Origin of the sequence: Brenneria sp. g21c3 (genome assembly GCF_040240345.1) — a bacterium.
GTDB lineage: Bacteria > Pseudomonadota > Gammaproteobacteria > Enterobacterales > Enterobacteriaceae > Brenneria.
In genome coordinates, this window is record NZ_JBEIAB010000019.1 from 59,653 (window position 1) to 82,809 (window position 23,157).

The following is a 23,157-nucleotide window of genomic DNA, read 5'->3' on the forward strand; positions in this document are numbered from 1 at the left end:
TTAACAGGAGCTGAGATAATGATGAATACCGCTACCAACGACACGGCGCAAGGGGTGACGCCGCAGGAACAGGACGTCGGGACGCCGAATACCGGTAAGCTGGCCGCGGCCAGTTCCATCGGCACCGCGCTGGAATGGTACGACTTTACCGTTTACAACATTATGGCGGCGCTGATTTTCAATCATGTGTTTTTCCCTTCGTTCGACCCGCTGGTGGGTACCATTCTGGCGTTTTCCACCTATGCCGTCGGCTATGTTTCGCGGCCGATCGGCGGCATCGTGTTCGGTCATCTGGGCGATGTGCTGGGGCGACGTTTTGTGCTGGTCGCCACGCTGATCATCATGGGCGTGACCACGGCGCTGATGGGGATACTGCCCGGCTACGCCACCTGGGGGATCTGGAGTCCGTTGCTGCTGGTTACGCTGCGCTTTGTACAAGGCATCGCGCTCGGGGGCGAATGGGCCGGCGCGGTCTTGTTGTCAATGGAACACGGCAAGCCGCATCAGCGCGGGCGCAACGCTTCGTTCGCTCAGGTCGGGCCGTCCTGCGGCACGTTGATCGGCACCGGTTTTATCACCCTGGTTACGCTGTCGATGTCGGCGGACAGTTTCCAGCAATGGGGCTGGCGTATTCCCTTCCTGCTGAGCCTGGTGCTGGTCGTCTTCGGCCTGTGGCTGCGCCGCGGCGTCGGCGAGACGCCCGCCTTCCTCAAGCTGGAAAAAAACAAGGACATTACTCAGGCGCCGATCCGCGAGGTGTTCAGCCGGCATCCGCGCTCGCTGCTGATCGCCGGCGGGGCGCGCATCGGTTCCGACGTGCTGTACGCGCTGGTGGTGGTCTTTACCCTGACCTACGTGACGACGGTGCTGCACCTGCCGCGGCCGCTGGCGCTGACGGCCACCATGCTGGGGGCCTGCGGCAACGCCATCGCCGTGCCGCTGTTCGGCATGCTTTCCGACCGCTTCGGTCGTCGGCCGGTGTATATGGGCGGCGCGCTGGCGGCGGTGATCTGGGCGTTTGTCTTCTTCGTGCTGCTGGACAGCGCGCAGCCGGTGCAGATCTGCATCGCGGTGGTGGTCGGGCTGCTGATTCACGCGGCGATGTACGGGCCGCAGGCGGCATTCGTCACCGAGCAGTTTCCCACCCATGTGCGCTATGCGGGGTCGTCGCTGGCCTATACGCTGGCGGGGATCGTCGGGGGCGGTTTTGCGCCGTTGATCATCACCTCGCTGTTCAGCGCTTACGGCGGTACGCTGGCGATATCGCTGTATGTGTCGCTGGCGCTGTTTATCACCCTCTGGGCGGTATGGGCCGCCAAAGAAACGGCGCATAAATCGCTATAAGCCGACGACAAGCGCAGATAACAAGCGAAAGCATAAAAATAATTCAATCATTCCCCAGCCTGCCTGGGGAATTCAGACGGATAACTCATCCCAACACCATGGCCATCCGCCGCGGACCGCGCCATACCTTTTAAACATTCCCGCCATAATCCCCGAGCGCGCCGACGCCAAACTGATTGAAAAGCATACAAATGTTAATATTAACAATACTAATGTTAATGATTTATTTGTAACCCATCCTAATGATATTTATCGTCGGGATCTCTACATCCAAGATCTGTATACAAAATAGCCAATAATATTGCGGCATCTTTACCTGATTATGGAGGAGATCATCATGCCACCAAGCGGCAGCGCGTTGTTGAAAGAGGATATAGCGCTTTCCCCATCGATTTTCGAGGCGGATGGAAAGCTGACTTACGACGAGAAGGCGGAGCGCGCCTTGCAGGCGGCGCTGAAAATTAAAGAGCAGTTACTGGATTCGCCTCAAAAGGTGGATACCGAACGCCTGATCCATCTGCTGGATGTGTATCAGAAATACGGCACCGAACCCGCCATACTGCTAAGAGCCCGCGTGTTCGAACAGGTTTTGCAACAGAAGACGCTATTTCTCGACGACAACCCGCTGGTGGGATCGGTTACCTCTTATCCCGCCGGGGTCTATGTCTATCCCGAATACGGTTCGGAGTGGATCGCCGAAGAGCTCGACCAACCGATCGTCTCCCATCTGGGCGAGGTTTCGCTTTCCAGCAAGGATCGGGAACTGCTGGCCGCGGCCGCCGACTATTTCAAAGATAAAAACGCCGAAGCCCGTTCCCGCGAACTGGCGCGAGATCTGTTGGGACTTGATCCCAAAGAAGGCGTGGCGGCCGGTCTGTTCACCGAATCGGCGCGCTACACCGTCGGCGCCGGCAACGTCGATTACGCCGGCTTTATCGATCGGGGGCTGAACGATATCATCCGCGAAACCGAAGATCGCCTGCGCGCGGTACCCAGAACGGCGGCGGAATCGGACAGAATCGATTACTACAAAGCCATCCTGATTACCTTCAGAGCGGTGATCGCCCTGGCGCGCCGCTACGCCGATCTGGCCGAACGCGAAGCGGGTAAAACCGACGATCCCATACGTCGCGCCGAACTGCTGGAGATCGCCGAGGTTGCGCGTCACGTGCCGGAAAATCCGCCCAGAAATTTCCGCGAGGCGCTGCAAAGCTGGTGGTTTATTCATCTGGGGATCCAAATCGAGCAAAGCGGCTGCGGGTCGTCCCCCGGCAGGCTGGGACAGTACCTGGATAAATATTACCAGGCGGACAAAACTCAAAACGGCCTTACCGCCGAACAGGCGAAAAGCTGGCTCAAAGCGCTGTTCGTCAAGATTTTGTCCTACGGTTTCTATTCCGGGGTGATCGCCGCCCGACAGGGATCGGGCCACACCGGCCACACCATCAATCTGGGCGGGCTGGACGCCGGCGGCCGGGATGCCACCACGGAACTGGATTACATTCTGCTCGATACGCAGATAGAGTTGCAGACCATTCAGCCCACCATCACGATCCTTTACCATGACGGTCTGGCGGAGGATTTTCTGCTCAAGGCGGTCGATCTTGAGCGCACCGGACTCGGACAGCCGCAGTGGCTGAACAACCGCGTGGTCATCGAACGCCTGCTGACCCGTTACGCCAAAGTCGGCGTCACCATTGAAGACGCCAGAAATTGCATCAACATGAGCTGCGTCGCCACCGGCATCGCCGGCAAAACGGCGTTTCTGCACGAAGGCGGCTCGTTCAATCTGGCCAAGGCGCTGGAGCTGGCGCTGCACGACGGCATCGATCCCGCAACCGGCCTGACCGTCGGCGCGAAAACCGGCGATCCGAGAAATTTTGCGGATTTCGAACAGCTTTACGCCGCCTACTCGCAGCAGGTTCTGCATCTTTTCCAGCAGGTGCGGCCGTTGGGATCGCTGTCCAACAAGGCGTTGGGCGATACGGTGCCGGTGCCGTTCCGTTCATCGCTTTACGAAGGCAGCCGCCGGCGCGGCAAGGACATCTACAAAGGCGGGGCGGATTATTATCTCTATTTCGTCATCTCGACGGCGGGAGTGGATGTCGCCAACTCGTTGGCGGCAATCAAACAGGTGATTTACGACGAGAAAGAGGTCGGATGGGACGCATTGCTGGCCGCGCTGGCCGCCGATTTCGAGGGCTACGACGCGTTGCACAACAAATTGCTGAAGGCTCCCAAACACGGCAATGGCGATGCCGAAACCGACGCGCTGATCCGCCGCGTATATGACGATGCGTGGACGCTTTTCCACTCGCTCGACGTTCAGGACAATTTTTTCGGCGACAACGGCGCCAATCTGGAGGCGTTCTCGCTTTCCATCCACAATTACTTCGGCATTCTGACCGGCGCGTTGCCCAACGGCCGCAAGCAAGGTACGCCATTGACCGACGCCAGCGTCTCGGCCACCCCCGGTTCGGACCGCAAAGGCCCGCTCGCCCTGCTGACCTCCGCCGCCCAGGCGCTGGATACGGTCAAATACGGCTCCAATCATTTCAACATGAAGTTCCATCCGCAGGCGCTGGCGGGGATTGGCGGCGCCCGCAAACTTCTGGCGCTGATCAAGGACTATATGGACCGCAACGGCTCGCATATCCAGTTCAACGTGGTGAGTTCGGAAACCTTGCGCAAGGCGCAGGCCCGCCCTGAAGACTACAAGGGCCTGACCGTGCGCGTGGCCGGTTTCTCCGCTTATTTCACCCGCCTCCATAAAGGGGTGCAGGACGAAATTATCGCGCGGACCGAACTCTCGTTTTAACGGACGGTTTAAAACTACCGAGGCGGCGCACAAGCGCCGCCTCTTCTATCAGGGTTAGCGCAATGGAACCGCAGGGCGTTATTTTCGACATTCAGCATTTCAGTTTGCATGACGGGCCGGGCGTACGCTCGACGGTATTTTTCAAAGGCTGTCCTTTATCCTGCCTTTGGTGCGCCAATCCGGAGTCGCAACGCAGAAAGCCGGAATTGCTCTATTTCGCGGCAAACTGCGTCAGCTGCGGCGCCTGCGTCGCCGCCTGCCAGTCCGGCGCGCTTTCTTTAGCGGAAAAAGGCGTCGCCATCGATCGAACCCTGTGCCAAAGCTGCGGCGCCTGTGCCGAGGCCTGCGCCAACGACGCCCGCACGCTGTCGGGACGCAAGATGCGCGTTGACGAAGTCGTGGACGAGGTGCGCCAGCATTGGCGCATTTTCATGCAAAGCGGGGGCGGCGTAACCTGTAGCGGCGGGGAAATTCTGTCGCAACCGGTATTCCTGCAAGCGCTATTGCAAAAGCTGCACGACGAAATGGGCTTTCATCTCTGTCTCGACACCAGCGGCTACGCGCCCTGGTCGCGGCTGGAGCAGCTATTGCCCCATGCCGATATGATCCTGCTGGATTTAAAACATATGGACGCCGCTCGCCATAAAGCGGCGACCGGACGCGATAACAAATATATTCTGGAAAACGCCCGCCGTCTCGGCAAACGCGGATTTCCGGTGCTGGTGCGCCTGCCGCTGATCCCCGGTTTTAACGACGACGACGACAACCTTTTCCGCCTGGGCGCCTTTATGAAGGAGATCGCCCTGCCCGCCATTGAAATTCTGCCTTATCACGAATTCGGCTCTTCGAAATACGAAGCGCTGGGAAAAACCTACCACGTTTATGAAAATAAACGCCCTCGCGTCAGAGAAGCCAGAGAGATCTTGTCCGCATTCGGACTGGAGGTGGTTCTGGTCGAACAGGAAAATCATCACACCTCTGCCTGACGCCCGCGTTTGCGAAAGCGCAGGCCGTTGCGAGCGGCAGAATTGGCCGGATTACAAAACAGCGGTAATAAAATCCCGCGGCAGGCTGGTGATCTTTTCATGTCCGGTATCGGTGATGACAAAGCACTCCTCAACCTGAAATCCGCCAAGCCCCTTGATATAGAGGGGCGTTTCCAGCGCGATGACCATGCCGGCTTCAAGCGCGCGCGTTTCGTTGGGCGAAAGATAAGGCGCCTGTTCGCCCATGCCTAATCCTATCGTATGACCGATGTGGCCGCGGGTGTACCAGTCAAGTCCGGCCTTACGCACCGCATTCTGACCGGCATGGAAAATCTCGCACATGGCGGTACCCGGGCGCAAAAGCGCAATTCCAGCATCCATGCCGGCGCACACCGCATCCATAATGCGACGCATCTCATCAGTCGGCGGATGGAAAATCAGCGTTCGACCGGTATCGGATCCATAGCCGCGGATTGAAGCCGCGCAATCGAAAAATACCGATTCATTGCCTGTTATACGGGCGCCGCCGGTGAGAGTCGGAGAGATGTCGACGCCGATCGAGGCGGTGACGCGCGTGGCCATAAAGCCGGCATCTGGCATCCTGGCCGCACGTTCGGCGCAGGCGTTATCGTAAATCATCTTCAAGCCTTGCGTATCCAACCCGCGAAGCGGGGTCGACGCCACCGCCAGCAACCCCGCCTCCGCGAAGCGAGTCGCCTCTTGCAGACACGCGATCTCAAACGGAGACTTAATCGCCCGCAGATCGGTAAACAAACCGCCGCACTCCACAAAGGTGGCGTGGGGAAGCCGGGCTCTAAGCAATGCAAAAGCGGCCGCGGATACCAGGTTCATTTCAATGCCGATGCGCCCATGCCCCAGACCGCTGGCGTTCACCGCCTCCGCAAGCGTCGTCATATTACGGGCGATATCGAAGCGCGGGCTGGGTTTCGGCTGGCGACTGGCACGCCCGGATCGGATTTCGTCAATATCTGCAATCTCCAGCCAAAGAGGATAGGTGCGCACATCGGCGATGCTGATATTTTCTTTCGCCGACTCTTCAACCCAACTGGCGACCAGAACCATCCCCTTTTGGGCTGGATCGGCCGGAAGCAGGGCAATCGAACCGCCGGGGTTGTCGAAATAATTTTGATACCCCGTCATATAATGAAAATTCGCGCCGCCCCAGGCGATGACGGCATCCAGTTCCGCCGCCGCCATTAAACGTCGGAAGCGTTGCATATCGACGGCGTTGCGGCTCGTGGTTAAATTGGCGCTCATCGGCCCTCCCCATTTTGAATTTCAATAATCAGGCGATCGAGTGTCGTGCGATCGCAGGGCTCTCCCGCCGCCAGACGTTTGCCCACTTGCGCGTCAAGCAACGGGCGCAATGCGTCCCGTACCGATGAAGGCTGGGCAAGCAACGCCAGGATCAGATCATGCTGAACCTGTTCCGGCCAGGCGGCATCGAACGCATCGCGCGCGTCACCTTTGCGCGTTCCCGCCGACGGCGGCAAACGCTGTCGCAAGCGTTCGGTTGCCGCCTGATTCACCTCGCCATTTTCAATCACCACGCCATAGTCCGCGCGCGCCGTCGTCGCGCTGATGTAGCCATCCAGCACATCATGCAGAACGCGCGATGGCGCACGCTTGGCGGGATCGCCATACCCGCCGCCGGTTGGGGAAATGAACTCGATCACATCGTTACGTTCCAGCTCGACAAGATCGATCTGCCCGAGCGATTGCGCCGCGCCTTGCGGATTGAGCACCACGGACGTATTGGCCCCGGTGGCGCCGCCCAACGCGCCCCAGGCGTTGAAACGAAAACGTTCCAGTCCGCGCGCGGTCAGAACCGTACCCGCCTGCATATTGCGCATGCGGAAACGAATGGCGGAACCGCCGCGCCATTCGCCGGCCGCGGCGCTGTCGGCGGCATAGCCATACTCTTCAACCAGCACCGGCATTTCCGCCTCAAGCACTTCATTGGGAACATTACGCAGCCATCCGCCGGTAAAACTCGTTCCCTCAATGCCGTCCTGCGCGGGCCGTCCTCCCGACCCGCCGGATAGCGGCTGAGCGACGGTGATCCTGCGCTGCCCGGTTTCTTGATCGATGGCGGCGACCAGCACAATAGCGATAGCCCCGGCGCTGTTCGCCGGCGTCACGGACGGCAAAGCCTGCCCCAGACAAGCCATAATACAATCCATCACGCGAATGAACGTGGCGGCGCGAACGCCGCAAGCCCTTCCCGGATCGGGATTGACGATGGTTCCCTGCGGCAAAATCATCGATAGCGGACGCGTCAGCCCTGAGTTGTAGGGAATATCCGGATCCAACGTGCGGAAATAGTTCAGAATAGCCAGACTCAGCATATAGTGACCGGGTTGACCGTAGGTCGGCAGATTGAAAGCCGCCTTAACCTGTAGATCCGAGCCGGTGAAGTCCAGCGTCAGCGCGTCGCCCTCGACGGTCATGGTTAGGGCGATGCGAATCGGCCGCCCGCCGGTTGCTTCAACCTCCATGTAATCCGAGGCAAAATAGCGCCCATCCGGTATGCGTGAGATAATTTGCCGGGCGCGGGTTTCGGCGCTGGCAAGCAGATCGACGATGCCATTTTTCACCGCCTCGCCGCCGTAACGCGCCACCAGCTCTTTTACGCGCCGGTCGGCCGTCGCCAGCGATGCAAGCTCGGCTTTGATATCGCCCCAGTTCTGGTCGGGAATGCGACAGTTGGTCAGAATTATTCTGACGATATCCTCATTCATCCGACCGGCGCGGATCAGCTTCAGCGGCGGTATACGCAGACCCTCCTGCCAAATATCGCCGGCGACCGGCGTTATGGAGCCGGGTACGCGACCGCCGACGTCGGACGAGTGGATAAAATTGAAGGCGAAGGCAATGATTTCGCCGTCGACGAAAAGCGGCCGCCATACCCAGATATCGGGCAAATGGGTGGACAAACCGCGCGTCGTGTCGGGATCGTTGGCGATACAAACGTCGCCCTCTTCGTATTCATCAAAAGCGCCGATGGCTTCCCAGCCCGGCAGACCGACCATCAGGCTGACCGATGTTTCCGTCGGCGCAGCCAGCACCTCCCCGGACGGCGCAACGAGACAGGCGCCGAAATCCGAGGTTTCTTTCACGAAGACGGTAAAACCGGTACGCAACGTCACCGACGCCATCTCCTCGACAATCGCCTGAAAACGATTACGAAAGATTTCAAGCTGGACCCGACTGGTCTTCATGTCCGTTCCTCCTGCGCGCGTAGCCGGCCGATCAAATTGCCATAGTCGTCAATGACGGCGGTAAAATCGCCCGGCAGATAAATCGTGGTATCCGGCGCTTCTATCACCGCCGGCCCCTCAAGCACCTGCCCGGGAAGCAGAGCGGCACGCTCGAAGAAGCGCGCCGGCACCGTGTCGCCGTTTTCGATAATCGGCAATATTTCGCGCGGTTCGGGCGCGGCGCCGGCATCCCCTCTTGCCGACAGCGTTGGCTGAGGGGCTTTGGGCGTGACGCCGCGCACGGTAACGCGAATATTCGTGATCTCGACCGGCGCCGAAGAGTCGGAAAAACCGTAAATGCGCGCATAGGCGCGATGGAAGTCGCTAATCAGCGCAGGCAGCTGCACGGCGTCAAACTTGTCCGCCGGCAGCGGCACGGTTAAATCGAACGACTGGCCGTGATAACGCATATCGGCGGAAAGGCGCAGGCTCCGTTCCGACGTTTCCAGGGGCTGCGTCGCCAGCCATGTCAGGGCTTGCTCCGTTAACGCATCGTAGCCGGTGGCCAGCGCGTCAGGGTCAGGATACCCGGACGGCAGAGTGTGAATCAGATCCTGACGCAGATCCGCGCCCAGGCTGCCAATCGCGCAAAGCGTGCCGGGAGAAGCCGGGATCACCACGGCCTCTACGCCGACCTCTCTGGCCAGCAGGAAGGCATGTTGCGGTCCCGCGCCGCCGTAAGCCAACAGCCGAAAGTCGCGTGGATCGATGCCTTTTCTGGCCATCAGCGGCATAAACTGGGCAAACATGTTGGCGGTGGTCACATCGAGAATACTCTGCGCCGCCTCCGCCGTCGTCAGACCCAGCGGCGCGGCCAGCGTCGCCAGCGCGGCGTCGGCCCGGTCGCGATCCAGCCTGAGACCGCCGCCCAGAATGCGCTGCGGCGAATAGAGCCCGATGCGCACATAGGCGTCCGTCACGGTCGGCCTGTCGCCGCCATGTCCGTAAGCAGCCGGCCCCGGCATGGCGCCCGCGCTTTGCGGCCCGACCTTCAGAATGCCGGCGCTATCGAGCCAGGCGATGGAGCCGCCGCCGGCGCCGATGGAAGAGATATCGACGGCAGGCATAATCAAGGGAAAATCGCCGATCTGGCTCTCCGTCGAATAAAGCATATCGCCGTCGATAATGGCGACGTCGACGCTGGTGCCGCCCATATCGAAACCGATCAACTTACGGTTGCCGCTGGCGACGCCGGTCATCAGCGCCCCCATCGCGCCCGAAGCCGGCCCGGAAAGCAGCGTCTCCACCGGCGAACGCGCCGCCGTCGCGGCGGCCATAACCCCGCCATTTGACTTGGTGGTCAGAACCATCGCCTTCATGCCGACGTCATCCATATCGGCCTGTAGGCGATCGAAATAGCGGCTCATTTTCTGACCGATAAAGGCGTTCATCGTCGTCAACAACCCGCGCTCGTATTCACGTTGCTGCGGCCAAACCTCATGCGACGCGCAGACATACAGCTGCGGCAATTCACGGCGCAGGTGCTCAACCAATTGCCGTTCATGTAACGGGTTGCGATAGGCGTGCATCAGCACGATAGCCAGCGATGTCACCCCGGCGTTGGCAAGATCACGCGCGCTTTCGGTTGCGGCATCCAGATCCAGCGGCGTCAGGACGGCGCCATCAACGCGCATTCGCTCCGCGACTTCACGCACGTGGCGACGCGCAACCAGCGGGCGGATGCGCTCGACATAATAGTTGGTGGGATCGGGCAGCCGCAGCCGTCCGATCTCCAGCAGATCGCGAAAGCCCCGGGTGACAAGCAGCCCGGTGGTCGCGCCATTGCGTTGCAACAGGGTGTTCAGGCCAAGCGTCGTGCCGTGGACAAAATAGCCGATATCCGCAGGCGAAATACCGTATTCACGTTGCAAAATGCGGATGCCGTTGAGAACGGCGCGCGCCGGATCGGCGGGTACCGATGGGGTTTTAAGGGTCAGCGTTTTGCCGCTGGCTTCCTCGACTACGGCGAGATCGGTGAAGGTGCCGCCGATATCAATCCCAAGTCGATAGCGCGGATGATGGTTCATGAGCGTCCTGATGTAATCATGCGAAACAGCTCGTTCCCCTTGACGATAAAGGGGACGATTAAAACGAGCAGGAAGGTAAAAGCGATAAGCAGCGTTGACAGCGCCGCGATAGCGGGGTCTTGATACTGTTCGAGATAATGATACATCTCAACCGGCAGCGTGTTGACGGCGGGCTTGACGATGAACAGCGTCATTTCCACCTCATCGAACGAGGTCACGAAGGCCAAAACGCCGGAGACGATCAGCGCGCCTTTTATCTGCGGCAAAACGGCAAGACGAAAAGCCTGCAACGGCGTCGCGCCGAGATCGCAGGCGGCCTCCTCGACGATAGGGTCCACCTCGCCCAGGCTGGCGGTCAGAATGGTCACCACAAAGGGAAGCATAACGATGCAATGGGCGAGAATAATGCCGGAGAAGGTGCCGTAAAGACGGAAACCGCTCGCCGTACCCAGCGTGACGAACAGCACGAACAGCGAGAAGCCGATGGCGACGCGCGGTACGACCAGCGGCGCAAACACGGCGGATTTCATGGCGCTCAGGCCGCCAAGGCGCAACCGCGCCAGCGCATATGCCATCGGCAGACCGAGCAACAGCACAATGCCCGTAGCCAGAACGCCAACAATCAGCGAATTCAGCATACTGGTCTGAAACGCGCGATTACCCAGCACCAGACGATACCAATCGAGCGTGAATCCCTGCGGCGGCCAGGCATTGAACGCGCTGGTATTGAACGAGTTGATCATGACGATCAAGATCGGCGCCAGCATAAACAGCAGCGTGAGCGCAAGAAAGAGACGTAAACTCCAGGTTTTCAGCGCAGATTCATTCATCGATCAAACCTCCCTTGCCGCATGGGTGGAACGGTTGATCCGCTCCAGAACGAAAAGCACCGCCAGCGTGGTCGTCAGCAGAACAAGCGCCTGCACCGCCGCCATCGCCCATTCGATAAGCCCGATATTGTCGTAAAGCAGACGCGACAGCGTCAGCACCCGCCCGCCGCCCAGCAAACTGGGGGTGACGAAGGCGCTTATCGACAGTGCAAAGATAATTTTGATCGCAACAATCGCCCCCGGCAGCGTCAATGGCAGAGTGACTTTGACGAAAACCGTCCATTCCGACCCGCCGAGATCGCGCGCCGCCTCTCTGTATGTCGCCGGTACCTGCGCCATGATGTTGAGAAGCGGCAGAACGGCATAGGGCAACAGCACATGTACAAGGGCGATAATCACGCCGGTCTCGTTGAACACCAGTTGAAACGGCCCTATCCCCCAAAGGGAAAACAGCTGGTTAATCAAGCCCGATTCCGACAGCAGAAGCAGCCATCCGTAAGAGCGGGAGATAACGCTTACCAGCAATGGCGAAAACAGCGCCACATAAGCAAAAGCGAGATAAAAACGGCTACGCACCCGCAACAAGGCCGCCGCGGTCGGATAAGCGATCAGCAAAGTGATGATGCTGGCTAATGCGGCGATCCAGATGCTGCGCCAGATAACCCGCCAGTTGAACGGATCGCTTAGAAATGCGTACCAGACCGAAAAGCCCGGTCCCGCGCCAGAAATGTCCCGCAGATTGAACGAATAGGCGCCAAGCATCAGCATCGACGCGACAAACGGCAGCACCACCAGCACGAATCCCGGCCCCAACAGCAAGGCCAACTTTATATAGCGCCGCCGCTTTAGCGCAGGCGGCAATGAAATAAGCGGCGGCGAGCTCATTCTTCGGAATCCTCGGCCAGCGAGGTGGCGCGGATCGGCACGGCGGAATCGGCGGACCAGCCCAGCCGTACCGGATGCCCTTCTCCCAGCGGCGCGACGTTGGCCAGCGATTGCACCTGTAGCCGCCGACCATCGGCCAGACGAACGCGATACAGCACGGTCGCGCCGAGAAATGCGACTTCCGTCACCACGCCCTCCGCCTGATTCGTCATGCCGGCATCGGGCGAGATGGCGATGCGTTCGGGACGCAACGATAGCGTCACGCGCTCGCCGAGGTGCGCTGACGGCACCGTATCGACCAGCATGGAAAACTCGCCGTCTTCAACACGCCGCACCCCGTCTTCCGCTGCCAGCACCGTCCCCTCAACCAGATTGGTCTGGCCGATAAAGCTGGCCACAAAACTTGTCGCCGGGCGCAGGTACATTTCCGCCGGCGTCCCCACCTGTTCCACCACGCCGCCATTCATTACCGCCAATCGGTCGGAGAGACTCAGCGCTTCGGCCTGATTATGAGTGACGTAAATAAACGTGGTGCCGGTCGAACGCTGAATACGTTTCAACTCCCGTTGCAGCCGCAGTTGCAGTTTAAAATCCAGCGCGCCCAGAGGCTCGTCGAGCAACAGGACATCGGGCTGATTCACTAATGCGCGGGCAACGGCCACCCGCTGTTGCTGACCGCCGGAAAGCCCGGCGACGCGACGCCCCTCGAACCCGGAGAGATTCACCACGTCCAGCATCTCTTCGACGCGACGGACAAGCTCCGCCTGACCGATGCGTTTCAGCCTGAGCCCGAAAGCGACATTGTCGAAAACGTTAAGATGAGGAAACAGCGCATGTTTCTGGAACACCAGATTGGTCGGACGGCGATTAATGGGAATGTCGTTCATCCGCTGACCGCCTATCAGCACGTCGCCGGACGAAGGCGTTTCAAGACCCGCGATGATCCGCAATGTGGTGGTTTTTCCGCAGCCGGATGGCCCCAGCAGCGAAAAAAACTCGCCATTTTTCACAGACAGATCGATCGACTTGACCACCCGCTCCGCACCGAATAATTTTTCGACGGCCTTGAGCACCACGTCGGCCATTCACTTCTCCCGGTTAATGGATAAAAGACAGACCGGCGCAGCGGGTAGTTGCGCCGAGCCAGGCGTGTTCGCCCATCAAATATTGGCTTTGACCCGTTTATTCCACAGCGCGGACCATTTCGGCCCGTTAGCCGCGATTTTCGCGTAGTCGAGTTGCAGCGCAGCGTTAATCGCGTCAGCGCCGATCGTCGGATCATCGGCGATTTCCGCCGGAAGTTTGACGTTGTCGGTGAGGGGAATGACATTCGCCGTCAGGCAGTAATCAAGCACGTTTTCTGCGGAAAGCGACAGATTGATCAGTTCACGGGCCGCTTTCAACTGCGCTTCGCTGGAACCATTGACCAGTTGAAAACCTTCCGGGAAAGCCACCTGCCCTTCTTTCGGCGCGCTATAGCCTATAGGCGCGCCGCCCTTGGCCCACGGCAACGCCACGCCGCGAAAATGCGGCGCCAGAACGACTTCTCCGGAGACTAAAAGCTGCTGTAACTGGGCATTCGAGGTAACCAACGAATGGAATTGACCGTCACGCGCCGCCTTTTCGTAAAGGGCAATAGCGGGTTCGATATCGTCTTCTCCGCCGCCATGCAGCTTGGCGACGGCAACCAGACCGTTTCCGGCCCAAAAACCATCAAACAGAGCGACTTTGCCCTTGAGCGCCGGATCAAAAATCGCGTCCCAGCTATCGGGCGCAGCGGCGCCGAATTTCGCGGTGTTGTAGACCAGCCCGCCGGCATCCATACAGAAGATCGCGCCCAGATCGTCCTTCTGCCGATACGCCGGCAAAATGTGCGCGACATTGGGTACGGTAGCCTCATCGATCGGCAACCACATATCGACAAGTTTGCCGCGCTCAGCGGCATCCAGATTAAAGAAGCCGAAATTGACCAGCGGCGAATCAGGATCGATATCTCTGGAAACCGCCAGCTTTGGATAGGTACTGGCGTTGGTGCCGGCAATGATATCGATTTTCACGTGGGGATTGGCGGCGGCATACTCGCGGGCAAGGCGACGGGGAACCGGTTCCTGAGCGCCGGTCCAGATAAACTGCGTCACCGTGGAAGCGCTCTGCGCCCAGCCGCGCGCAGGAAAAAGAGCGGCCACACCCAGGCCCGCAGCGCCCGCCAGAAAGGAACGGCGACTAATGGCGCAACGCGCCAGCGGAGATTTAAACGCCGTCATAGCGATATACCTTCTTTTCCACACCTTTATTTATCGCCTTCGCCAGCCTTGGACGAATGCGAACCGGGCATGAAAAATAAAAGCATTGTGAATTATTGTAAAATTACTATATTGGCAATAGTTATCCGTTTTTCGGCTTAACCATCGTTTTTTCCTATCAAAAATTGATGGGCTCCATTTCTTTATCCGATAAATATCAGCCCGATAAACGCCGTCGCCCGCCGCCTAAATTTTTGTTTACCCGTCAACGCTAATGTAAAGCGCAACTGGCGCTTTTCGGTCTGACCGTTGGCATCCCGAACTTTTTGCACCTCTCCCTTTTTTAATATCATGGCGGTTCTATCGCCCTTCTGTCTTGGTGCCGGAGTCTGCGTGAAAAAGTTGTATCGGTGTAGGGCTGTGCTTCAACGATACAGATGTTCTGTTATAGACTAATTCGTTAGCGTGTCACGCAAACACGCGCCAAGCAGCGTTTTTCCCAAAAACAGGCCCTGAATCCGATGACAGAACGAAAGACGATCCCGCTGAAGCAGCAGGAGCAAAACAGCCGACAACGTATTCTCCGCGCCGCGCTTGGCGTTTTCGCCGAGTCCGGCTTCGACGGCGCATCCTTGCGGGAAATCGCACGTCGCGCCAAAGTCCATCAACCGGCCATCGCCTATCATTTCGACAACAAGGAAACGTTATGGAAATCTGCGGCAAGCGCCATTACCGACAAACAGCTCCATTTCCTGAACGAAACCATCGAACAAATTCAGGACGGCGATCGTCGCTTAGCTGAGGTATCGTACCTGTTCGTCCGTTTCGTCGCGGAACATCCGGAATGGTCCATGTTCATCGTCGGCGCCGCCGGACAGTCTAACGATCGATCCCGCTGGCTGGCGGAGACCTGTCTGAAACCTGTCGCCGAACGCCTCTTCCGCTGCGTGACCAATAGTCCCTGGCCTGAAACGGATAGCGAGCAAATCTGGGCGGTGAGTCTTACTGCGCTCATGTCCGGCGCCTCGATCATCTTCGCGAAACGCTCGCTGATTGCCGAGATGTCCTCGGTAGACACCCACTCCGAGGCCTTTATTCAGGAATATGCCCACTCTCTATCCGCGGCTTTGAAAGGCCTGATCGCCGCTCGCCGCGTCACTCCCAAGATTGAGTGATCCCGAACGCTCGCTTGACAGTTCAAGTCATTTCAGCCTAAATTTTATCAATCGATAAAATTATTGCGTGCCGCTCCACGCCCAAGGAGCGGCAATAAACCTGACCTCACGGCGTATTGTTGACCAGAGGTTGCCCACCTGTTCTGCCGCCGGCATGCGGCAATCCCATTATCTGGAGAGTTCGAATGGCGACATACAAAATGATAATTGATGGAAAATCGGTGGACGGCGCAGCGACGCTTGATGTGATCAATCCGGCTAATGAGCAAATCATCGCCAGCGTCGCACGCGCCGATGCGGCACTGGTGGATCAGGCCGTCCAGGCGGCGGCGCGTGCCTTTCCTGCCTGGGCGGCGCGCGATATCGCCGAGCGTCGGAATGCGCTGCTGGCCATCGCCGCCGATATCGAAACACAGGCCGACGAACTGGCGGGCCTGATAACCGCCGAGCAGGGAAAAACGTTGCGCGAAGCGGCGCAGGAAGTGGCCTACACGGTGGGACTGTTCCGCGCGCTGAGCAGCATCGACCTGCCCGAGGAGCCGGAACTGGACGACGAGGAAAAAAGAATTATCCAGTATCGCACGCCGCTTGGCGTGGTGGCGGCGATCGGTCCCTGGAATCAACCGCTGCTGCTGCTGGCGGTGAAGCTCATTCCGGCGCTGCTGGTGGGCTGTACCGTCGTGCTGAAGCCCGCGCCCACCACGCCGCTTTCCGGTATCCGTCTGGCGGAAATCTGTTCCGGGCATCTGCCCGCGGGCGTGGTCAACGCCATCGTCGACAACAACGATCTCGGTGAAACCCTGACGCGACACCCGCTCGTCGCTAAAATCAGCTTCACCGGCTCCACCGCCACCGGCAAAAAGGTCATGGCCTCGGCGGCTACCTCGATCAAGCGAGTGACGCTCGAACTGGGCGGCAACGACGCCGCCATCGTGCTCGACGATGCCGACCCCGTCGAGGCGGCGCGCAAGATCTTCGCCGCCGCCATGATCACATCAGGTCAGATCTGTTTTGCCGTGAAGCGGGTCTACGTACACGACTCACTCTACGACTCGGTCAGTTCCGAGCTGGCGCGGCTGGCCGACGCGGCGACGATCGGCGACGGCGCCAACCCGGAGACGGATTACGGCCCGCTGCAAAATAAGGCGCAGTTCGATAGGGTGCTGGCGCTGATCGAAGAGACGCGCCCAGTCGGTTCGATTATCGCCGGCGGGACGCCCCATCAAGGCCCCGGCTATTTCGTTCGCCCCACCATTGTGCGCGACATCGACGATAGCGCCCGGCTGGTGCGCGAAGAACAGTTCGGGCCGGTGCTGCCGGTACTCTCCTTCTCCGACATCGACGACGTCATCCGCCGCGCCAACGCCAGCGAATACGGCCTGGGCGGCACCATTTGGACCGGCGATTGGCAACGCGGCATCGAAATTGCCAGAAAGATCGATACCGGCACGGTCTGGATCAACGATCATATGGCGATCCATCCGCTGGTCGCCACCGGCGGCGCCAAGCAGTCGGGCATCGGGCGGGAACTCGGCGTGGAAGGCATCAGGGAATTCACCCAAGGCAAGGTTATCTGGGCGAGCAAATAGGCATTAGATAAATAGTCCGGCGTAATTTCCAGCAGATGCGCCAGCGTACAAAAATTGTTTGCAGCCAGCGGCCGCAGCGACGTACAAAGTTGATCGTCGGGCGTGTCGCTGCGCACCCAGTCGCCCTTCATGGAAAAGACTGAACTACGTTCCAGAGCCGCATTTCACGGCTTCCGGCATTACCGTTAGGCGCGTGATGTCCGCTTAGGAAACAGCACCTGCATGGCGCTCAATTGACTCGTTCACTCCACGATATGTAACGATCATCGAATCATTTTTTGAACATTTCATATAATTAGCACTTTTTAAGTAACGAGAACATTATTGAATTGTCGGCCGCTCTATGTAGAATTACGCCATTAATCTTTGGCAATCCCAAATAACAAACCCGTCTTTACTCTGCGTAGAGTCCGTGCGGTAGCTATGTCTTGGTCAAAATTTTGAGATTACGGGCGCGGTCAGATGGAAAAATAGTTGTGCTGCGAGGATGAGCTACGTACTGAACTATACAGACTATCCTATTCTCAGACAGACAAACAAGACAGTCTCTGTCGAAGATGAGAAATAGTATTTTTATCATGCATTAGATTGAATTGATTATCTGAATAAAGCGTAGGAAAATCAGATTTGATTGTTAATGATCAATAATTGCCCATCGAGTTATTAAAAAAGGATTAATTTTATTCTAAATTTCTGTCTGAAGAGAGGCGACAGTACATTCTGGAATAGGTAATCTTTGTTCATAACATTGCTATTTCAATAATACCGATGCCAGTTATACGAAAAAAAAACCAATTTCTGAGAATTGTGATGAAACGATCTATTCTATTTCCGTTATGTTCAATACTGTTAGTCGCCATCGTTCACGCCGCTGATAAAACATCGTTCGACCCTGTTGATTTTATAAAAAAAATGCCATATCACCAGGTGGTTAAAGAATTGGCTTTAGCCCGCTGTATTGCACTGGTATCAACAGAAGACACGCTCTTTTCTCTGGATGCGGCCAGAACAGCAAATGCAATGAGAGAATGGATGCCTTTTGATATTGAAAACGCCGATCAGAAAGTGAATGCGCTGATCGATAAATACAAGTCGATCTATAATCCGTCACACCGTGAAAACGGACCGGATACCAAAGGCGTGACGTTAAATTGCCTGCGTCTCTACCATAGTCCAGATCTTGACAAGTTGTCTCGCGAAGTTATTGACGGCGATCCCGACCATACCTGGTATCAGGATAATCCATAATAAAAGCTTTCAAATTTATGCAGTTCTTAGGAAAAGAAGTCATGACTGGAGTATCTATGAAAACGATGAAAAAATATACCCTCGCCGTTTTCTCGCTGCTGTTTATCAGCCCGCAAAGCTATGCGGAGTATGCCGTCTCTGATAGTTTTACCTTCAAAGATCATAAATTAAGTCTGATCCAAAATCAGCGGAATTGTCAGTTAGAAGTTTCATCTTCGGGGCAGAAAAAAGTGCATCATCTTGCCCTGACTGGTCCATGCTACTTTTTGCGCAATGGCGGTTCTTCCCCCCGGCGATATGGTTATCCTGACGTAAACGCAGAGGCGGTGTTTATTATTCTCGGTAACCCAGTGTCGGCCGATGAACGGGAAATCTGGAATCTTCCATCAGGTGAACAATGTGGAACTCAGGGGCAAGGATTAGTTTTTGACGGCGTACAGTTTCGCATTAGCCAAAAGACATTGAATCGAACACTGCTATGTAAAGAAAAGGGAAGCGATGAGAAGAACTATCGGTTCCTGAACCATTAGGGGAAAATAATAAATAGGCATCCGGTTTTACATTTTTTAAATAAGCGTCTATATCTACCCTACCGTGAATGAATACATTTATATCGAGTGATGTTTATATGGTAAATAAAAATTATTTTTTACTGTCTGCGGTTTTCTGTTCGATGCTAGTGATATCGCCACTGGCTTCAGCTAACCAAGAAAGAATCGATCCTGCACTCATAGAGGGACAAATTTCTCGTAACGATGTGAATCTTAGCGGTACAGATCTTCTACGTGCATGGACTGCTCAAAATGATAACCAGGCAAGACAACAAGCTGATATGTATCTATTAGGTGTTTTAGATGCCACAGAAGGAAAATCCTGGTGTAGTTATAATATTTTGAAATCAATCACTTTAGAAGAAATTGTATTTTCATATTTTAAAAAATTACCTGCTGAAAGATTACAGGAAAGAGCTTCTCGCCTGATTGAAGAGGCTTTAATACAAAACAATTCATGCAAAGAAAGGAGAAAGTGATGACCCGTTCAGTAGTGTAGATGGGGAAAAACCTTTATGCTGATATTATTACCTTTCAAATATTATGAATTACCCTCCAGCATCGCAATTGAATCTATTATTCTCACCATAGATAAAAATAACGATCTGGAAATCGATTCGGTTTTGACAGATAAAATTGGTTCATTGGGCGCAACTAAGATTTCAGAGCTTAGAAAATTGTATAGTGAAAATGACTAAGGAAAATATGACATGTTGATAAATGAAACGAAGGGTCACTGATATGACTGCTAAAATAAATTATGGCCTTGCCCTTTTAGCTATATTTTCAACGCCTGTTGTTGCCCGGGTAGATTACACATCAGAAGAATATCTGAAGAATTACGCATTAAGTACTTGCTTAGCGCAAGGATATCATTCGGAAGAAGTCAAGAATGATGCGGCGGCGGTTGCCAGCGGCTATCTGGAGTTTGGCAATTATTCTCTCGAAGCTCATATTGCGACAAGAAACCTGGCTAAGAAGTTTTTAGCTAAGCAATATGGCAGTCAATCTGGCGAGCCAATGATAACGGCGAAATGTATTGATTTTTATCACAGTAAAGAATTGCGAGATCTTGTTAACAACTTTAAAGACAAAACAGACAATTAATGCCTTCACGGGGTATAGCACTTAAAGAAAAGGGTAAGAATGTATTCGTGAGATATTTTATCTTTACCAGGAAACTGTATTTGCCAAAAACGTATGTGTTTCACCAGTATCGGATGCAGATTTGTTGAATATTTAACATGATAAGTTTCAATTGATTAACTGAACGGTTCGTAGATGGAACGATTATCACTGGCAAGTGCTACTACTGTGTATTGGCAGTTGATTAACCAAGCTAAGTGGAGATTGAACGTCATGGCATGGCTGGGATTTATTACTTCCTGGGTGATTACATTACTCTACATCTGGAATGGGAAAGATAGTTTTAATCAAAGGAATTGGATTCTTTTTGCTTTAATACCTATTTTCATACTTATAGGCATGGTTATATTTGGCTTAGCGTTAAAAAACATTCTTACTGTATGGCCTTTTATTTCTGAACATACCGCAAAAACGGCAACGATCATTCTCCCGGCCTCCTTACTATCTATGTGGGGAATGAAGTTCCTCGTGGTAATGCTTTGTACCGCGTTCAGCAGAATGCTGGACTTCCATCATAAGCATAATACCTTTGAAAATTATGCAAAATTATCATCTCTTTCAAACAATTTTGGCCCGACGCTCTTGATATTGGCAAAATGTCTTGTCTCCGCTGGGAGTATACTGATTTTTTACGGCATATGGATTGGCACAACTTACTAAGTTTACGGGGTTTTTATGAACGTTGATCATAGCTATGAGTTTCCGGTGACGTCAGCGTTAAGGCGGAAGGAGAAATGCTAATCAGTGGATTCATAGTCAATATTAAATCGATGAAAAATTTTGAACCACCGTATGAAAAAGAAGAGCTAACGGAAGAAATAAAAAAAGAATATATGGATAAAGCAATAAAAAAAACAGCAGGAACATATATGGAAGTCAAGTTTGAATAATCCTTCAGTTGCCCGTGGAAGGCCAGCCTTTCTGAAGGATAAACGGCAGTGAAGCACTGTCCGAGTTTTTCTCTTTCTCCCCCTTCGGCACTGACGTCCCATCAGCGGCAAACACAGCCATTACATGAGCAAGACGCGCGACCTCGTGGAAGCAAATTAGTGCAGGCGGTAAAAGGCGAAACGGAAATTATCTCCGTCAAAGGTAAACTTGATACGACGGTGGAAAAGGAGAATAATAAAAGACCATACAAAAACAATCAATTCTAAAAAATTAACAAAACTTGATTAAAGGCCGTAAAAATCTCATGTATGATTAAGTTATACAGATGCTGGCACAGAAGGTGGGAGCTTTCATCCCATAGATAACTTTAGATAATTCGTTGGCCGCACACACTCCCCTTCTGTGATTTTCAACTTCGCAGGTTTTACTATGATTAATAAATTGTTAATTATGATATTGTTTTTTTCATCTTATGTTGTAGCCAATACTGATTGCAGGTCTATTGATGAAAAAGCGCAGGAAAAGGCTACCCATTTTGATAGTACAGATAATGGATACACTGTTATTGGGAAAGACAGGTCTTATTTTTATACGGCTCCTAGTCAAGATTGCAGACATAAGCAATTGTTCATTATTCCTGGGGATAAAGTTAACGCTTATTTAGACTACAATGGATATTATTATGTGATTTACTTAAATAAAAATGGACAACAAGTAGAGGGATGGGTAAAACAGAAACAATTACAACCTAATGATACCGGCGTAGCGCCAAAACTAACAAATTAAATGTAGTATAGAAACTCGTTCTGGATCAGTCTACCTGCACAACACACTAGCAAATGGCTGACTAATCATAGGCCAGTCAACGCACAGATATCGTGCATGCGTAATGAAGTATTGATTAACTCAATTAATAATTTAAAATGAAAATCCCCCCATCATAATAATTAATTATGATGGAAGTTAAATAAAACAATCGAGCGAATCGATGCACTAAAGTGGTGATCAAATGAAACAATTAAAAACGACGATAATGGCTTTAGGTTTATTCACTGTAACCAGTTTCACTTATGCTTCCTCATTATATACAGGACAATGGATAGGAGAAGCCAAGAGTTCTCAAGATGCTGATGATGTATCAATGCAAATATGGCTGCATGAATCTTCAGGAAAAATTATTGGCCGCTATTGTCTGATTTATCAAGGTGGAAACCGAATAGATTGCTCAGGAGATGATGAAACCAATATTCGAGGGAAAGTGGATGGAAGCGCAAAAGCGATTATTACTTTCGATAGCTGGTTTGGCGGAAAAAATGGCAAAGCGACTTTGGTCGCCAATGATTCATCGCTTCATTGGCATCTGGTAGATAAGCCCAATGGACATCAGAGTTATATTCCATCTTCTTTTTACTTAAAAAAGATATCGGGGAATTATGACGATGTAAAATATACCAAATAATTCAATAACAAGAATCACGGCATAAGCATTATTAACCTTTGTCATAACTTCATTTCGCTCTGTGATAATGTGATGCTCACGGTAATTAGCCATAAAGAAAATGATGCGTTAACACTACCGGGCAAGGCTATTATTACAAAAGATAAATGGCGGCATAAAACCTCTCGCAACCGTCACCGCCCTTCCATGCGGCAACGGTTGAAAAAGGTACGCGACTTTGGAAAAAGTCAGTTCACCCCGACGAGCGCAAACCTAGGGTTCCATCTGCCCCTGTTGACGCAAATGCCTGACCAGCACGCGTCCTTCGGGAATAAACTCCGTGCCAAAACGCACCAACCCCACCTCTTTTAATTCCGCTTCAATGGTGTAGCGCAGATAGCCCGGCGCAATTTCCGGCAACAGCGTCAGGGTGACCTGCTTTAGGCGCGGCTCATATTTCAGCAGCGTAAGGCGCATGGTCGCCATCAGCAGATGCGACGTCGCCGGCAGCCCTTGTAATATCTCATTCATATCCGGCAGGCCATAATCCGGCAAATGCGCCAGCGTACCGGCGCGACTGTTGAGAATACGCTGCATATTATCCAGCACCGACATAATGACCTGCTGGCGCTCGTCAACCTGATGGATATCCAGCTCGCCGGTAAAATTAAAGGTCAGCATTTCATACAATGAGGGATTCATTGC

21 protein-coding genes and 1 pseudogene are annotated in these 23,157 nt (G+C 54.3%); 14 read left to right on the forward strand and 8 right to left on the reverse strand.

The features are described from left to right. Nucleotides 1-21 precede the first annotated feature (21 nt). The 3 genes from ABRZ28_RS20500 (at nt 22) to ABRZ28_RS20510 (ending at nt 5,148) form a co-directional block, all read left to right on the forward strand. Complete coding sequence (locus ABRZ28_RS20500) at nt 22-1,344, forward strand: MFS transporter (protein WP_413556118.1); 1,323 nt, start codon at nt 22-24, stop codon at nt 1,342-1,344. A gap of 337 nt (nt 1,345-1,681) precedes the next feature. Then, on the forward strand, nt 1,682-4,162 hold the full coding sequence (locus ABRZ28_RS20505; protein ID WP_330521368.1) for a pyruvate formate lyase family protein: 2,481 nt from the start codon (nt 1,682-1,684) through the stop codon (nt 4,160-4,162). 62 nt (nt 4,163-4,224) lie between these two features. Next, on the forward strand, nt 4,225-5,148 hold the full coding sequence (locus tag ABRZ28_RS20510; protein WP_330521369.1) for a glycyl-radical enzyme activating protein: 924 nt from the start codon (nt 4,225-4,227) through the stop codon (nt 5,146-5,148). A gap of 51 nt (nt 5,149-5,199) precedes the next feature. Here ABRZ28_RS20510 and ABRZ28_RS20515 read toward each other — a convergent pair whose 3' ends face one another. The 7 genes from ABRZ28_RS20515 to ABRZ28_RS20545 form a co-directional block, all read right to left on the reverse strand. Then, nucleotides 5,200-6,426, reverse strand: a complete 1,227-nt coding sequence (locus ABRZ28_RS20515; protein ID WP_330521370.1) for a M24 family metallopeptidase — start codon at nt 6,424-6,426, stop codon at nt 5,200-5,202. Then, a complete protein-coding gene (locus ABRZ28_RS20520; protein WP_330521371.1) occupies nt 6,423-8,390 on the reverse strand; it encodes a hydantoinase B/oxoprolinase family protein in 1,968 nt (655 codons plus the stop codon). The genes ABRZ28_RS20515 and ABRZ28_RS20520 overlap by 4 nt, the downstream gene beginning before the upstream one ends. Beyond that, nucleotides 8,387-10,456, reverse strand: a complete 2,070-nt coding sequence (locus tag ABRZ28_RS20525; protein ID WP_330521372.1) for a hydantoinase/oxoprolinase family protein — start codon at nt 10,454-10,456, stop codon at nt 8,387-8,389. The genes ABRZ28_RS20520 and ABRZ28_RS20525 overlap by 4 nt, the downstream gene beginning before the upstream one ends. Then, entirely contained in the window at nt 10,453-11,286 is an 834-nt protein-coding gene (locus tag ABRZ28_RS20530; RefSeq protein ID WP_330521374.1) for an ABC transporter permease, read from the reverse strand. The genes ABRZ28_RS20525 and ABRZ28_RS20530 overlap by 4 nt, the downstream gene beginning before the upstream one ends. 3 nt (nt 11,287-11,289) lie before the next feature. Beyond that, nucleotides 11,290-12,171, reverse strand: coding sequence for an ABC transporter permease (locus ABRZ28_RS20535; RefSeq protein ID WP_330521375.1), 882 nt, complete (start codon nt 12,169-12,171; stop codon nt 11,290-11,292). Next, on the reverse strand, nt 12,168-13,256 hold the full coding sequence (locus ABRZ28_RS20540) for an ABC transporter ATP-binding protein (protein WP_330521376.1): 1,089 nt from the start codon (nt 13,254-13,256) through the stop codon (nt 12,168-12,170). Before ABRZ28_RS20540 ends, ABRZ28_RS20535 begins: the two co-directional genes overlap by 4 nt. Nucleotides 13,257-13,331: 75 nt before the next feature. Further along, on the reverse strand, nt 13,332-14,435 hold the full coding sequence (locus ABRZ28_RS20545; protein ID WP_319603352.1) for an ABC transporter substrate-binding protein: 1,104 nt from the start codon (nt 14,433-14,435) through the stop codon (nt 13,332-13,334). Between the two features lie 500 nt (nt 14,436-14,935). Between ABRZ28_RS20545 and ABRZ28_RS20550 the strand changes: the two genes are divergently transcribed. The 11 genes and pseudogenes from ABRZ28_RS20550 to ABRZ28_RS20600 all read left to right on the forward strand — a co-directional run bounded on the left by ABRZ28_RS20550 (nt 14,936) and on the right by ABRZ28_RS20600 (nt 22,473). Further along, nucleotides 14,936-15,589: a TetR/AcrR family transcriptional regulator gene (locus ABRZ28_RS20550; protein WP_330521377.1), complete on the forward strand. Its 654-nt coding sequence runs from the start codon at nt 14,936-14,938 to the stop codon at nt 15,587-15,589. Nucleotides 15,590-15,708: 119 nt separating this feature from the next. Continuing rightward, nucleotides 15,709-17,178 (forward strand): aldehyde dehydrogenase family protein, encoded by a 1,470-nt coding sequence (locus tag ABRZ28_RS20555; RefSeq protein ID WP_319603354.1) that lies wholly within the window; start codon nt 15,709-15,711, stop codon nt 17,176-17,178. 810 nt (nt 17,179-17,988) lie between these two features. Beyond that, nucleotides 17,989-18,426: a T6SS amidase immunity protein Tai4 family protein gene (locus ABRZ28_RS20560; RefSeq protein WP_319603355.1), complete on the forward strand. Its 438-nt coding sequence runs from the start codon at nt 17,989-17,991 to the stop codon at nt 18,424-18,426. Nucleotides 18,427-18,482: 56 nt separating this feature from the next. Then, nucleotides 18,483-18,956: a hypothetical protein gene (locus ABRZ28_RS20565; RefSeq protein WP_330521378.1), complete on the forward strand. Its 474-nt coding sequence runs from the start codon at nt 18,483-18,485 to the stop codon at nt 18,954-18,956. A gap of 98 nt (nt 18,957-19,054) precedes the next feature. After that, nucleotides 19,055-19,456, forward strand: coding sequence for a Rap1a/Tai family immunity protein (locus ABRZ28_RS20570; RefSeq protein WP_330521379.1), 402 nt, complete (start codon nt 19,055-19,057; stop codon nt 19,454-19,456). Nucleotides 19,457-19,492: 36 nt separating this feature from the next. After that, the gene (locus ABRZ28_RS20575; protein ID WP_330521380.1) at nt 19,493-19,675 is read left to right on the forward strand and encodes a hypothetical protein; all 183 of its coding nucleotides are present in this window, start codon (nt 19,493-19,495) and stop codon (nt 19,673-19,675) included. A gap of 43 nt (nt 19,676-19,718) precedes the next feature. Then, nucleotides 19,719-20,084, forward strand: coding sequence for a T6SS amidase immunity protein Tai4 family protein (locus ABRZ28_RS20580; RefSeq protein WP_319603359.1), 366 nt, complete (start codon nt 19,719-19,721; stop codon nt 20,082-20,084). A 174-nt stretch (nt 20,085-20,258) separates the two neighbouring features. Continuing rightward, complete coding sequence (locus tag ABRZ28_RS20585) at nt 20,259-20,783, forward strand: hypothetical protein (protein ID WP_330521381.1); 525 nt, start codon at nt 20,259-20,261, stop codon at nt 20,781-20,783. A 56-nt stretch (nt 20,784-20,839) separates the two neighbouring features. Next, nucleotides 20,840-21,013, forward strand: a pseudogene (locus ABRZ28_RS20590) (Imm74 family immunity protein); the annotation flags it as partial. Between the two features lie 430 nt (nt 21,014-21,443). After that, complete coding sequence (locus ABRZ28_RS20595; RefSeq protein WP_330521383.1) at nt 21,444-21,800, forward strand: hypothetical protein; 357 nt, start codon at nt 21,444-21,446, stop codon at nt 21,798-21,800. A 223-nt stretch (nt 21,801-22,023) separates the two neighbouring features. Next, nucleotides 22,024-22,473 (forward strand): SH3 domain-containing protein, encoded by a 450-nt coding sequence (locus tag ABRZ28_RS20600; RefSeq protein ID WP_330521384.1) that lies wholly within the window; start codon nt 22,024-22,026, stop codon nt 22,471-22,473. Nucleotides 22,474-22,725: 252 nt separating this feature from the next. Here ABRZ28_RS20600 and tssE read toward each other — a convergent pair whose 3' ends face one another. Then, nucleotides 22,726-23,154 (reverse strand): type VI secretion system baseplate subunit TssE, encoded by a 429-nt coding sequence (gene tssE / locus ABRZ28_RS20605; RefSeq protein ID WP_319603363.1) that lies wholly within the window; start codon nt 23,152-23,154, stop codon nt 22,726-22,728. Nucleotides 23,155-23,157 lie beyond the last annotated feature (3 nt).